The sequence below is a fragment of the Candidatus Mycolicibacterium alkanivorans genome (assembly GCF_022760805.1).
Classification (GTDB): Bacteria; Actinomycetota; Actinomycetes; order Mycobacteriales; family Mycobacteriaceae; genus Mycobacterium; species Mycobacterium alkanivorans.
The window spans coordinates 3,036,977-3,050,120 of sequence record NZ_JAIVFL010000001.1; the positions used below are offsets into that span (position 1 = coordinate 3,036,977).

Below are 13,144 nucleotides of genomic sequence, written 5' to 3' on the forward strand. Positions count from 1 at the left end.
AGTTCCACTCAACCGCTGTTTCGCAGCGCGGAGGCCAGCCCGCTCATGGTGAGCAGGATGCCGCGCTGCACCGACTCGTCGGTGTCCCCGGACCGGTACCGGCGCAACAGTTCGACCTGAAGGTGGTTCAGTGGCTCGAGGTACGGGAAGCGGTTGAACACCGAGCGGGCCAGAGCAGGGTTGTCAGCCAGCAGGTCGTCGTGACCCGTGATGAGTTTGTGCATGCGGATGGTGCGGTCGTGCTCGGCGACGATCTTGTCGAACACCCGATGGCGCAGTTCGGAATCGGCGACCAGCTCGGCGTAGCGGGCCGCCAGTCCCATGTCGGACTTGGACAGCACCTGCGCCATGTTGGACAGCACCGTGGCGAAGAACGGCCATCTGACGTATAGGTCCTGCAGCACCTCGAGTCGGCCGTCCCCCTCTCTGATCCACTCCTCGAAGGCGGTGCCGGTGCCGTACCAGCCGGGCAGCATCACCCGCGACTGGCTCCAGGCCAGCACCCACGGGATCGCACGCAGGTCCGAGATCGAGGTGGTGGGCTTGCGGGAGGCGGGCCGGCTGCCGATGTTCAGCGAGCCGATCTCGCTGACCGGAGTGGAGGCCGTGAAGTAGTCCACGAAACCCGGTGTCTCGTGGACCAATTCGGCGTAGGCGCGCTGGGCGCGGGCGGCGAGGTCATCGAGCACCTCGTAGGCCGGTCCTGCCGCATCACCGAGACCCTCGACGTCGAGCAGGGTGGACTCCAGCGTCGCCGCCAACAGGGTTTCGAGGTTTCGGTGGGCGATCCGCGGCTCGGCGTACTTGGCCGCGATCACCTCGCCCTGTTCGGTCAGCCGCAGTGATCCGTTCACCGCACCGGGTGGCTGGGCCAGGATCGCGTCGTAACTGGGGCCGCCGCCGCGGCCGACCGTCCCGCCGCGGCCGTGGAAAAGGCGCAGCCGGATACCGGTCTTGCGGGCTGACTCCACCAGGTCGAGCTCGGCTCGGTACAGAGCCCAATTGGCGGCCAGGTACCCGCCGTCCTTGTTGGAGTCGGAGTAGCCGAGCATGACTTCCTGGCTCTCCCCGCGGGCGTGCACCATCGCCCGGTAGACCGGCAGGTCCAAGACGGACTCCAGGATCGACGAGCCGCGCTGTAGGTCGTCGATCGTCTCGAACAACGGCACGATACCGATCGGTGCGTACCCGTCGCCACCCGAAACATCTAGCAGCCCAGCTTCTTTCAGCAGGATCGCGGCTTCAAGCAGGTCCGACACCGACTGGCACATCGAGATGATGTAGTTGGGCACCGCCTGCGGCCCGAACACCCGGACTGCCCGCGCTGCCGCGAACACGATGTCGAGTTCCTTGCGGGCGAGCTCCGAGAGTTCGGCGTCGTCGCGGATCAGCGGCCGGCGGGTGGACAGTTCGGCCACCAGGACCTCCACTCGCTCGGGCTCCGGCAGCCCCGCGTAGTCCGGATGCACACCGGCCCAGGCCAGCAGTTCGGCGACCACCTCCTCGTGCACGTCGGAGTTCTGCCGCATGTCCAGCCCGCTCAGGTGGAAGCCGAACACGTCCACGGCGTCGCGCAGCCGGGCCAGCCGGTCGTCGGCGAGCAGCGCGCTGCCGTTGGCACGCAACGATGTGTCGATGACGTCGAGGTCGGCCAGCAGTTCGTCGGGGGCAGCGTACGGCGCCATACCGATCTCGAGGACGTGTTCGGGCCTGCGGTCCAAAATCTCAGCCGCGGTGGCGGTCAGCCTGCCGTGCACCACCCGCAGCGCCCGGCGATACGGCTCGTCGGCGCGGGCCGGCTCGTCGCACGGATCTGCCAGGTCGATCAGCTCAGGTGTGGTCCTGACCAACCGGGCCGACATCGAGAGCTCCCGCTCGAGCTTGGTCAGCGCGGCGAAGTAGTGCGCCAGCGCGGTGTATGCGGCGCTCCCGGTGGCCAGTCGGACCACGTCGGCGGTGACGTTCGGGTTGCCGTCGCGGTCACCGCCGATCCACGATCCCGGCCGCAGGATCGGCTCCGCCAGCACGTCGGTCCCGGGCCAGCGGGACCGCAGTGCGTCGCGCACCTCGGCGTTGACCTTCGGGATCACCTCGAAGAAGGCCGCCGGGTAGTAGCGCAGACCCACTTCGATCTCGTCTTGAATCTTCAAGCGGGACAACCTGATCAGCGCCGTCTGCCACAGCGTCAGGATCTGCCGGCGCAGCTCGGTCTCGACCGAACGGCCGTCCTCGGTTTCGTTCTGCCCGTGCAGGCGCAGCCGCATGAGCTGCGTGATGCGGTGCTGGGTGTCGAACACCGTGCGGCGGCGGGTCTCGGTGGGATGGGCGGTGATCACCGGCGACACCAGGGCACCGCGCAGGGCGTCGGCCACGGTATCGGCGTCGATCTCCGCGGCGTCCAGCTTGTGGTAGGTGGCGGCCAGTGTGCTGTCCTGCGGCGGTTCACCCGCGGCGACATGGGCAGCGCGCCTGCGCTCACGGTGGATGTCCTCGGCGACGTTGGCCAGCAGCGCGAAGTGGGTGAAGGCGCGGATCACCGGGATCGCCTGATGGATGTCGATGCCGTCGAACATCCGGGCCATCTCGGCGCGGTCGATCTCCGAGCGCCGGACCCGGAACGACTCGACCCGGGCCCGTTCGACGAGGTCGAAGACCTGCTCGCCGTTCTGCTCGCGCACCGTGTCGCCAAGGATCGTGCCCAGCAGCCTGATGTCCTCCCGCATCGGCTCGGTGGCCTCGCGCCCCACCTGGGTGCGGCGGACGGCGCCGAACGGTGCCAGCGTCACGTCGGAGAGCTCAGCCATGTCTCCAGTATCGGTGGGTATCGGGCAGCCCGCACGACGAGGATGGCGTACCCGCGGGTTTCCCTGCGGCGCCCTGAGGCATCCACAGTCCTTCGAGTCCGGCCCGACATCGACCAAGGGAGCCGATCCATGCCCGCCGACCGCGGCGTCAACCGCTGGGAGCTGTGGACGTGGTGAGCAGCTCCTCGATCTGGAGCGCGCCACCGCGGCTGTCTGAGTTCGGCCGCTATCCACAGATCGCCGTTCATCCACAGGGCGGTTCTCGACCATAGCCTGTCGAATGTTTGTTCGATAGCGTGGGCTCATGACCTTCACCGAGCCGCTGACCGCCGAGGCGGCACACGCCGTGGTTCGGGCGGAGCTCGATGCGATCGATACCGCGTACGACCGCCTGCGCTCGACGTGTACCGATCTGGTGGGCAACGCTTTTCGCATCGAGATCGCCGACCGGCTGGAGAAGCAGCAGCGGACCAACCGCGGACTGTCCTACCGAATGTTCGGTGAGATCGCCGCCCCGGTCGACGGGCCGGACGATCCGCGGCTGCCCGCGGGCATCAAGGTGCGCGACGTGCTGGCGTCCCGGCTGCGGCTGACCGCCGGGGAGGTCAGGCGACGGTTCCGGGTGGCGGCGCGAATCCGCCCGCGACGATCGCTGACCGGGCCGCCGGTTGCGCCCGAACTTCCCGACCTCGCCGGCGCGGTGGCGGCCGGCGAGGTCGGCGAGGACCACATCGCCGCGGTCTGCCGCGCGCTCGACGCGCTGCCGGCCGCGGTCTGCGCCGCCGACAAGCAGAAGGCCGAACGGACATTGGTTCGCCATGCCCGAGAACAGGATTCGCAGTTCGTCGCCGCCGTCGGCGGGGTCCTTGCCGACTGTCTGAATCCCGACGGCAACTTCAGCGACGAGGACCGGGCCCGGCGGCGCGGGTTGATGCTGGGACGGCAGGGACCCGACGGCATGAGCCGCCTGTCCGGCTGGCTGGACCCGGAAGCCCGCTCCTGTTTGGAGGCGGTCACCGCCGCGGTACGCCCCGGTCGCCATCAACCCGACGGCGACCAGCGCGACGCCCGAAGCCCCGAGCAGCGCTGCCACGACGCGCTCACAATCGCGTGCAAGACCGCGATCGCCTCCGGTGGGCTCGGCCAGCACCGCGGCGCACCCGTGACGGTGGTTGTGACGACGACACTGGCCGAACTGGAACAGGCCGCTCGGGCGCTCGGTGACCCAGCCGTGCCGATGCCGCCGCCGGCCCGCACCGGTGGCACGGGCCGCCTGCCAATGCGCGATCTGATCCGGATGGCCAGTGAGGCCGTCCATTACCTCGCGGTCTTCGAGGACCATTCCGAGCGACCGCTGTACCTCGGCCGCAGCAAGCGCCTCGCGACCGCTGACCACCGGATCATCTGCCACACCCGCGACGGCGGCTGCACCAAACCGAACTGCTTTGTCCGGGGCTACGACTGCGAAGTCCACCATGCCCGGGACTGGAGTGCCGGCGGCCCCACCGACGCCGACAACCTGTATTTCGCCTGCGGCTGCGACCACGCCGCCGCTTCCGACGGCACCTACACGACGACCGTCACCGAAGACGGGCGGATCGCCTGGTCGGACGGCGCCGGACCGCCACGGGTCAACGAGGTCCATCATCCCAAGCGATTACTCGACGACGAGGACGACGGCGGGTGAGGTGGGGCAGGATCGGCAGGGCCGCGGGCCCCGAGCAGCGGTGCTGGGCACCGGTCTACGAAGGGCGCTGGCTTCCGGTGGTCAGGAAAACTTGATCTGCAGTGCCATGCCGATGATGGACACCACCCAGATGCCGGCGACGAACAGCGTCAGGCGGTCGAGGTTCTTCTCCACCACGGTCGACCCGGACAGGCTGGACTGCACGCCGCCGCCGAACAGGGTCGACAGGCCGCCACCCTTGGCGCGGTGCAGCAGCACCAACAGGACCACCAGGACGCTGGTGACCACCAGGATGATCTGCAGGGTCAAAACCATGACAGCCAGAATACCGGGTCCGCGGCCTGGTTACGGCAGCGGCCCGCCTGCGGCGATCGCCGAGAGGATGGCGAACTGCTCGCCATCCAGCGACGCACCGCCGACCAGGGCGCCGTCGACATCCTCCTGGGCGACGATCTCGCCGACGTTCTTGGCGTTGACCGAACCGCCGTACAGCACCCGGATGCCGGCCGCGATCTGCGGAGACGCCAGACTGGCCAGCTCCGCGCGGAGCGCGCCACACACCTCCTGGGCGTCGGCGGCGCCGGCCACCCGGCCGGTGCCGATGGCCCACACGGGCTCGTAGGCGATGACCACGTCGGTCAGCTGCTCTTTGGTCAGGCCGGCCAGCGAGCCGCGCAGCTGGGTGACGTTGTGCTCCACGTGGTTGCCGGCCTCGCGGAGGTCGAGGTGCTCGCCGATGCAGACGATCGGGATCAGACCGTGCCGGAAGGCCGCGCCGGCCTTGGCCGCGACCAGGGCGTCGTCCTCGTGGTGGTAGGTCCTGCGCTCCGAGTGCCCCACCACGGCAAACGTGCAGCCCAGCTTGGCCAGGAACGCACCGCTGATGTCACCGGTGTAGGCGCCGGAGTCGTGCGGGGAGAGGTCCTGCGCGCCGTAGGTCAGCCGGAGCTTGTCGCCGTCCACCAGGGTCTGCACGCTGCGCAGGTCGGTGAACGGCGGGATGACGGTGACGTCGACCTTGTCGAAATACTTGTCGGGCAGCGAGAACGCGATCTTCTGGACAAGGGCGATGGCCTCGAAGTGGTTGAGGTTCATCTTCCAGTTGCCCGCGATCAGCGGTTTGCGGGACACACGACTCCTAAGTACGACTGAGGATTTCTATACCGGGCAGGACTTTGCCCTCGAGGTATTCCAGCGATGCGCCGCCGCCGGTGGAGATGTGCGAGAAACCGTCCTCGGGCAGACCCAGCGTCCGCACCGCGGCCGCCGAGTCACCGCCGCCGACCACGCTGAACGCACCCTTGGCGGTGGCGCCGACGATGGCCTCGGCAACACCCTTGGTTCCCGCCGCGAACGCCGGGAACTCGAAGACGCCCATCGGTCCGTTCCAGAAGATCGTGCGCGCATTGGACAGCAGCGTGGTGAATCGCTTGACCGACTCCGGCCCGATGTCCAGGCCCATCTTGTCGGCCGGGATCTGGTCGGCGGCCACCGTCTCCGGCGCCGAGTCCGCGGCGAACTTCTCCGCCACCACGACGTCGACCGGCAGGTGGATCACGTCGCCGTAGGTCTCCAGCAGCTGGCGGCAGGTGTCGATCATCTCCTCCTGCAGCAGCGAGGTGCCCACCGAAAGTCCTTGCGCGGCAAGGAAGGTAAAGCACATGCCGCCGCCGATGATCAGGCTGTCCGCCTTGGCCGCCAGGTTCTCGATGACGGCCAGCTTGTCGGACACCTTCGACCCGCCGAGCACCACCGCATACGGCCGCTCGCCGGCGTTGGTCAACTGCTCGAGCACCTTGACCTCGGTGGCCACCAGCGTGCCTGCGTAGTGCGGCAGCAGCGTGGCCACGTCGTACACCGAGGCCTGCTTGCGGTGCACCACGCCGAAGCCGTCGGAGACGAATGCCCCGTCGTCGCCGACCAACTCGACCAGAGCCTTCGCCAAGGCCAGCCGCTCGCCGTCGTCCTTACTGGTCTCCCGCGGGTCGAAACGGATGTTCTCCAGCAACAGGACGTCACCGTCGGTCAGACCCTCGGCCCGCGCCAGTGCGTCGGTGCCGACTACATCACTGGCCAGCTGCACGTGCCGGCCCAGCTTCTCGCCCAGGGCGGCCGCGACCGGCGCCAGCGAGAACTTCGGGTCTGGGCCGCCCTTGGGCCGGCCCAGGTGCGCGGTCACCACGACCTTGGCGCCGGCGTCGGCGAGCGCCTTGAGCGTCGGCACCGAGGCGATGATGCGACCCGGGTCGGTGATGGCGCCGTCGTCGAGCGGGACGTTGAGGTCGGAGCGCACCAGGACACCCCGACCTTCCACACCCTCATCCAGCAGGTCGGCGAGAGACTTGACCGCCATCGCCGTTACAGCGACTTGCCGACCAGGCCGACCAGGTCGACGAGCCGGTTGGAGTAGCCCCACTCGTTGTCGTACCACGACACGGCCTTGGCCTGATTGCCGATGACCTTGGTCAGGCCGGCGTCGAAGATCGAGCTGTGCGGGTCGGTGACGATGTCGGTGGACACGATCGGGGCGTCGTAGTACTTCAAGATGCCCTTGAGCTTGCCCTCAGCGGCCGCCTTCATCGCGGCGTTGATGTCGGCGGCGCTGGCCTCTTTGCTCAGCTCCACGGTCAGGTCGGTGCACGAGCCGGTGGGGATCGGCACGCGCAGCGCGAAACCGTCGAGCTTGCCCTTCAATTCGGGGAGCACCAGGCCGATGGCCTTGGCGGCTCCGGTCGATGTGGGCACGATGTTGAGCGCGGCGGCACGGGCGCGACGCAGGTCCTTGTGCGGGCCGTCCTGCAGATTCTGGTCCTGGGTGTAGGCGTGCACGGTGGTCATCAGACCCGTGACGATGCCGAACTCGTCGTTGAGCACCTTGGCGAACGGGCCGAGGCAGTTCGTGGTGCACGAGGCGTTGGAGATGATGTTCTGGCTGCCGTCGTACTTGTCGTCGTTGACGCCCATCACGATCGTGATGTCCTCGTCGGTGGCCGGCGCGGAGATGATGACCTTCTTCGCGCCTGCGTCCAGGTGGCCCTTGGCCTTGCCGGCGGCGGTGAAGATGCCGGTGGACTCGACGACCACGTCGACGCCCAGGTCGCCCCAGGGAAGAGCCGCGGGCCCCTCTTTCACCTCGAGCGCCTTGATCTTGGTGCTGCCGATGACGATGGTGTCCTCGCCCTCGAGCGTGACGTCCTCGGGCAGGCGGCCGAGGATCGAGTCGAACTTCAGCAGGTGCGCGAGAGTGGCGTTGTCGGTGAGGTCGTTGACCGCCACGATCTCGATGTCGTTGGCCTTGCCCTCGGCCTGCTGGATGGCCAGGGCCCGGTAGAAGTTGCGTCCGATGCGGCCGAAGCCGTTAACGCCAACCCGGATCGTCACGTCTGTCTCCTTGAGTTGCTTCGGGTACTCGGCGTCAGCCTAGTGGCGACGCGATCGGCGTGCGCGACCGGTCGCGTCAGATCTCGCTGTGGTTGAGCCGGGGCGATCCCGTCCGGGCGCCGCCGGATGGATCGTCGGCAAAGTTCCGTTCTGCTCGAGTGAGCCGGTGCGACCTTGATGCGGGCCAGCAGTGCGGGATCGGTGGCGGGGCACCGCGATCGCGATCTTCTCCGTGGTGATGCCGCGCAGGACGACTCGACCAGGTGACGGGTCGAGCAACGCCTAGGCGTCATCGAGCAGGTCCGGCGTGACAGCGGACTCGGTGTCCGGGATACCGTCCTGCTTGGCCTTACGATCAGCCATCGACAGCAGGCGCCGAATACGTCCTGCCACAGCATCTTTCGTCATCGGCGGGTCAGCCAGCCGACCGAGCTCCTCCAGTGAGGCCTGCCGGTGCTCGACGCGCAACCTGCCCGCTGCGGCCAGGTGCTCGGGCACCGTGTCGGCCATGATCTCCAGGGCGCGCTCGACCCGGGCGGCGGCAGCCACCGCAGCACGCGCCGACCGGCGCAGGTTGGCGTCGTCGAAGTTCGCCAGCCGGTTTGCGGTGGCCCGCACTTCGCGGCGCATCCGCCGCTCCTCCCAGGCCAGCCGGGTGTCCTGGGCACCCATCCGGGTCAGCAACGCGCCGATGGCCTCGCCGTCGCGTACCACCACCCGGTCGGTGCTGCGCACCTCACGCGCCTTGGCACTCACGCCCAGCCGGCGGGCGGCTCCGACCAGAGCCAGCGCCGCTTCCGGTCCGGGACAACTGATTTCGAGCGCCGACGAGCGGCCCGGCTCGGACAGCGAACCATGCGCCAGAAACGCTCCGCGCCAGGCGGCCTCGGCATCGCCGACGCTCCCGCCGACCACCTGAGCGGGCAGGCCGCGCACCGGGCGGCCACGCAGGTCGAGCAGGCCGGTCTGGCGCGCCAGCGCCTCACCGTCCTTGGCGACCCGGACCAGATAGCGGGTGCTCTTGCGGATCCCGCTGGCCGACAGCACGTGCACCACGGCGTTGTAGCCATAGAGGTCGTAGATGTCCTGGCGAAGCCGACGGGCGATGATGCCCAGATCCACCTCGGCTTCGACAATTACACGGCCGGACACGATATGCAGACCTCCGGCGAACCGCAGGAGCGATGCCACCTCCGCCCGGCGCGCACTCGCGGAGTTGACCACCAGCCGGCTCAGTTCGTCCTTCACCTCGGCAGTCATCGCCACGGGTCGTCACCTCTCGGTCCTCTCGGTCCCTCCACCCCGTCCCCCCGTCGCATTGCACCTGCCTCCATCGAGGCAGCGGTCGGAGCGGCAGGTGGCGGATGAACCGCTCCCCGTGTGCGCACACCGTCGAGCGCTGCGGCCAACTTCGTCGGGTCATGTAAAGGTGTACCAGGTCTGGACACGTCGGCAAACTGCACTGACGCTTCCAACAGGCTGGCCGTACGACGAAGTTGATCACGCTCCCGATCCGACGGCACCCGAGCGGCGTCCACGACGATCTCGTGCACCGAGAAATCGGGCGCATGCTGGGCTAGGACGTGCAGGTGACGCTCCGCCGAGAACCCGGCCGTCTCGCCCGGCTCGGCGGCCAGATTCAGCACCAGGGCCCGCCGCGCGGTGGTCGCCTTCAGCGCGGCCGCCAGGCCCGGCACCAGAACGTGCGGGATGACGCTGGTGAACCACGAGCCCGGCCCGAGGACGACCAGGTCCGCGGACATGATGACGTCGACGGCCTGCCGGGTGGCCGGCGGATCGCCGGGCAGCAGCCGCACCCGGCGAACCTTGCCCGGAGTGGTCGCGACCGCCACCTGGCCGCTGATCACCCGGCTCATCCGCGGATCGCTCTCCAGCCCGGCCACGTCGGCCTCGATCTGCAGGGCGATCGGGCACATCGGCAGAACCCTGCCCTTGACGCCGAGGACGCGGCCCAGTTCGTCGAGTGCGGCGACCGGATCTGCGAGTACCTCATTGAGGCCGGCCAGGATCAAGTTGCCGATCGGATGACCCGCCAGCGCGCCGCTGCCGCCGAACCGGTGCTGGATGATGGTCGCCCAGAGCCGGCCGTGTGGACTGTCGGATGCCAAGGCCGCCAACGCCATTCGCAGGTCACCGGGCGGCACGACGTCGAGCTCGCTGCGCAGCCGCCCCGAGGAGCCGCCGTCGTCGGCGACGGTGACCACCGCGGTGACATGCGGGGTCAGCCGGCGGGCCGCGGATAGCGTCGCGTACAGGCCGTGGCCGCCGCCGAGCGCGACGATCCGTGGGCTGATCTCCCCGGTCGCCGTCATTCGCGGCCCAGATCCCGATGCAGCACCCGCACCGAGAGTTGCTTGTTGCCGTCGAGCAGCGCGGCCAGCGCCTCGGCCAGCGCAACACTGCGGTGCTTGCCGCCGGTGCAGCCGATGGCCACGGTCATGTAACGCTTCCCCTCCCGGCTGTACCCGTCGACGACGAGCTTCAGCAGCTGATGGTAGGTCTGCAGGAACTCGCCGGCCCCGGGTTGGCTCAGCACGTAGTCACGGACGGCCGGATGCTGCCCGGTATGCGGGCGCAGCTCGTCGACCCAGTGCGGGTTGGGCAGGAACCGCACATCCATCACCATGTCGGCGTCCATCGGCAGGCCGTACTTGAAACCGAACGATTCGACAGTGACGCTGGTCTGGGCCACCGTCTCGCCGCCGAACGCGCGCTCGATGCTCTCCCGCAGGGCGCGCACCGACAGCGTAGAGGTGTCGATGACGAGGTCGGCCGACGCCCGCACGGGGGCGAGCATCGCCCGCTCTGCCGCGATGCCCTCGGCCAGTGTTTGGTTGCCCTGCAACGGATGACTGCGTCGGTTGTTCTCGTAGCGGCGCACCAGGATGTCGTCGGAGGCCTCCATGAACAGCACCCGCGGGTGGATGTTGCGGGTCGCGAGTTCGTTGCGTACCCAATCCAGGTCGCCGGTGAAACCGCGGGAGCGCACATCCATCACGACGGCCAGCCGGGTGATGCGCGAGCCCGCCGCCAGCCCCAGGTCGACCATCCGGGCAATGAGCTCCGGCGGCAGGTTGTCCGCCACATACCAGCCGAGGTCCTCGAGCACCTTGGCCGCGGTGCCGCGGCCGGCTCCGGACAGCCCGGTCACCAACACCACGTCGATACCCGATTCGGGTTCGCCCACCGTCTGGGTCTGCACGTCTTCGCCTGTGGTGTGATCGGTCATCGGGATACCTGCTGAGCACTCTGATCATCGCCGACCGCGTCGCCCTGCGCAGCCGATCCCACCGAATCCGCCGACCCCCCTAGCGCTTCCAGCACCGCGGCGGCCGTCGCTACCCCGATCCCGGGCACCTGGGTGATCTCCTCGACGCCGGCCTGCCGCAGCCGGGCCAGCGACCCGAAGTGGGTGACCAGCGCCTTGCGCCGGGCCTCCCCCAGGCCCCGCACCGAGTCCAGCGCCGAGGCCGTCATCCGTTTGGAGCGTTTGCTGCGGTGGTAGGAGATCGCGAACCGGTGCGCCTCGTCACGCACCCGCTGCAGCAGGTACAGACCCTCACTGTTGCGGGGCAGGATCAGCGGATCCGGCTCGGCGGGCACCCATACCTCCTCCAGCCTCTTGGCCAGCCCGATCACCGCGACGTCGTCGACACCCAGTTCGTCGAGTACGGCCTGGGCGGCGTTGACCTGGGGGGCGCCGCCGTCGACGACGTAGAGGTTGGGCGGGTAGGCGAACTTGCGCGACTTGCCTTCCGCGGTCATCTGGTCCGGGTCCTGCTGGTCGTGCACGTGGCGCAGGAAGCGCCGGCGGGTCACCTCGGCGATGGAGGCGACGTCGTCGGAACGACCTTCACCGGCGGCCTCCCGGATGGCGAAGTGCCGGTAGTCGGACTTGCGCGGCAGCCCGTCCTCGAACACCACCAGCGAGGCCACCACATCGGTGCCCTGCACGTGACTGATGTCGACGCATTCGATGCGCAGCGGCGCCTCGGCCAGGCCGAGGGACTCCTGAATGTTCTGCAGCGCAGCCGATCTCGCGGTGAAGTCACCGGCGCGCTTGAGCTTGTGCTGCTGCAGCGCCTCTTGTGCGTTGCGGTGCACGGTCTCGGCCAACGCCTTCTTGTCCCCGCGCTGCGGCACCCGTAGCGCCACCCGGGATCCGCGCAGCCCGGACAGCCAGCTGGCCAGCTCCTCGGAGTTGGCCGGCAGGCACGGCACGAGCACCTCCCGCGGTACCGGATTGGTGGATTCATCTGCAGCCGAACCTAATTCGGCCTGATCACCGTAGAACTGGGTGAGGAACTGCTCGACGAGCTGCGCTTCGGCAGATTCACCAGGGTCGCCAGGCTTCTCGACCACCCAGCCGCGTTGTCCGCGGACCCGGCCGCCGCGGACGTGGAAGACCTGGACGGCGGCTTCGAGCTCGTCGTCGGCGAAGGCCACGACGTCGGCATCGGTGCCGTCGCCGAGCACCACGGCCTGCTTCTCCAGTGCGCGCTTGAGCGCACCGATGTCGTCGCGCAGCCGCGCGGCACGCTCGAAGTCGAGTTCGGCTGCCGCGGCGTTCATCTGGTGTTCGAGCTCGCGGGCGAACCGGTCGGTCTTCCCGGACAGGAAGTCGCAGAAGTCTCCGACGATCTTGCGGTGCTCTTCGGCGCTGACCCGCGCGACGCACGGCGCCGAACACTTGTCGATGTAGCCCAGCAGGCACGGCCGTCCGATCTGGCTGTGCCGCTTGAACACTCCGGCCGAACAGGTGCGGGCCGGGAACACCCGAGTGAGCAGGTCGAGGGTTTCGCGGATGGCCCAGGCGTGCGAGTACGGGCCGAAATAGCGGACCCCCTTGCGCCGCGGGCCGCGGTAGACGAACAGCCGCGGATACTCCTCGTTGAGGGTGACCGCCAGCACCGGGTAGGACTTGTCGTCGCGGTAGCGGACGTTGAACCGCGGATCGAACTCCTTGATCCAGTTGTATTCCAGCTGCAGCGCCTCGACCTCGGTGTTGACCACCGTCCATTCCACCTTCGCGGCGGTGGTGACCATCTGGCGGGTGCGCGGGTGCAGGTTGGACAGGTCGGCGAAGTAGGACGTCAGCCGGCTGCGCAGGCTCTTGGCCTTGCCGACGTAGATGACCCGGCCGTGTGGATCCCGGAATCGGTAGACGCCCGGCTCGACGGGAATCGATCCGGGCGCCGGGCGGTACGTCGCGGGATCGGGCACGATCTTCAGGTTAATACCGGGGTCGGAC

At 68.7% G+C, this 13,144-nt stretch carries 10 protein-coding genes; 1 reads left to right on the forward strand and 9 read right to left on the reverse strand.

What is annotated here, in order from left to right:
* Nucleotides 1–8: 8 nt before the first annotated feature.
* Nucleotides 9–2,804, reverse strand: coding sequence for a phosphoenolpyruvate carboxylase (gene ppc, locus K9U37_RS14855; RefSeq protein WP_243072334.1), 2,796 nt, complete (start codon nucleotides 2,802–2,804; stop codon nucleotides 9–11).
* A gap of 304 nt (nucleotides 2,805–3,108) precedes the next feature.
* Here ppc and K9U37_RS14860 point away from each other — a divergent pair, with 304 nt between their 5' ends.
* Nucleotides 3,109–4,491 carry an HNH endonuclease signature motif containing protein gene (locus tag K9U37_RS14860; protein WP_243072335.1) on the forward strand — a complete coding sequence of 461 codons (1,383 nt, stop codon included), beginning with the start codon at nucleotides 3,109–3,111 and terminating at the stop codon, nucleotides 4,489–4,491.
* An 81-nt stretch (nucleotides 4,492–4,572) separates the two neighbouring features.
* Here the strand turns inward: K9U37_RS14860 and secG are convergent, their stop codons facing one another.
* From secG to uvrC, 8 genes are all read right to left on the reverse strand, one after another.
* Nucleotides 4,573–4,806 (reverse strand): preprotein translocase subunit SecG, encoded by a 234-nt coding sequence (gene secG, locus K9U37_RS14865; RefSeq protein ID WP_243072336.1) that lies wholly within the window; start codon nucleotides 4,804–4,806, stop codon nucleotides 4,573–4,575.
* Between the two features lie 30 nt (nucleotides 4,807–4,836).
* Nucleotides 4,837–5,622: a triose-phosphate isomerase gene (tpiA, locus tag K9U37_RS14870; RefSeq protein WP_243072337.1), complete on the reverse strand. Its 786-nt coding sequence runs from the start codon at nucleotides 5,620–5,622 to the stop codon at nucleotides 4,837–4,839.
* Nucleotides 5,623–5,629: 7 nt separating this feature from the next.
* Nucleotides 5,630–6,844, reverse strand: coding sequence for a phosphoglycerate kinase (locus tag K9U37_RS14875; protein WP_243072338.1), 1,215 nt, complete (start codon nucleotides 6,842–6,844; stop codon nucleotides 5,630–5,632).
* Between the two features lie 5 nt (nucleotides 6,845–6,849).
* On the reverse strand, nucleotides 6,850–7,872 hold the full coding sequence (gene gap, locus K9U37_RS14880; RefSeq protein WP_243072339.1) for a type I glyceraldehyde-3-phosphate dehydrogenase: 1,023 nt from the start codon (nucleotides 7,870–7,872) through the stop codon (nucleotides 6,850–6,852).
* Nucleotides 7,873–8,154: 282 nt separating this feature from the next.
* Nucleotides 8,155–9,132 (reverse strand): DNA-binding protein WhiA, encoded by a 978-nt coding sequence (gene whiA, locus K9U37_RS14885; RefSeq protein WP_243073392.1) that lies wholly within the window; start codon nucleotides 9,130–9,132, stop codon nucleotides 8,155–8,157.
* Nucleotides 9,129–10,187 carry a uridine diphosphate-N-acetylglucosamine-binding protein YvcK gene (gene yvcK / locus K9U37_RS14890; protein ID WP_243073393.1) on the reverse strand — a complete coding sequence of 353 codons (1,059 nt, stop codon included), beginning with the start codon at nucleotides 10,185–10,187 and terminating at the stop codon, nucleotides 9,129–9,131. The genes whiA and yvcK overlap by 4 nt, the downstream gene beginning before the upstream one ends.
* A 14-nt stretch (nucleotides 10,188–10,201) precedes the next feature.
* Complete coding sequence (gene rapZ, locus K9U37_RS14895; RefSeq protein ID WP_243072340.1) at nucleotides 10,202–11,122, reverse strand: RNase adapter RapZ; 921 nt, start codon at nucleotides 11,120–11,122, stop codon at nucleotides 10,202–10,204.
* The gene (uvrC, locus tag K9U37_RS14900; RefSeq protein ID WP_243072341.1) at nucleotides 11,119–13,116 is read right to left on the reverse strand and encodes an excinuclease ABC subunit UvrC; all 1,998 of its coding nucleotides are present in this window, start codon (nucleotides 13,114–13,116) and stop codon (nucleotides 11,119–11,121) included. The genes rapZ and uvrC overlap by 4 nt, the downstream gene beginning before the upstream one ends.
* Nucleotides 13,117–13,144 lie beyond the last annotated feature (28 nt).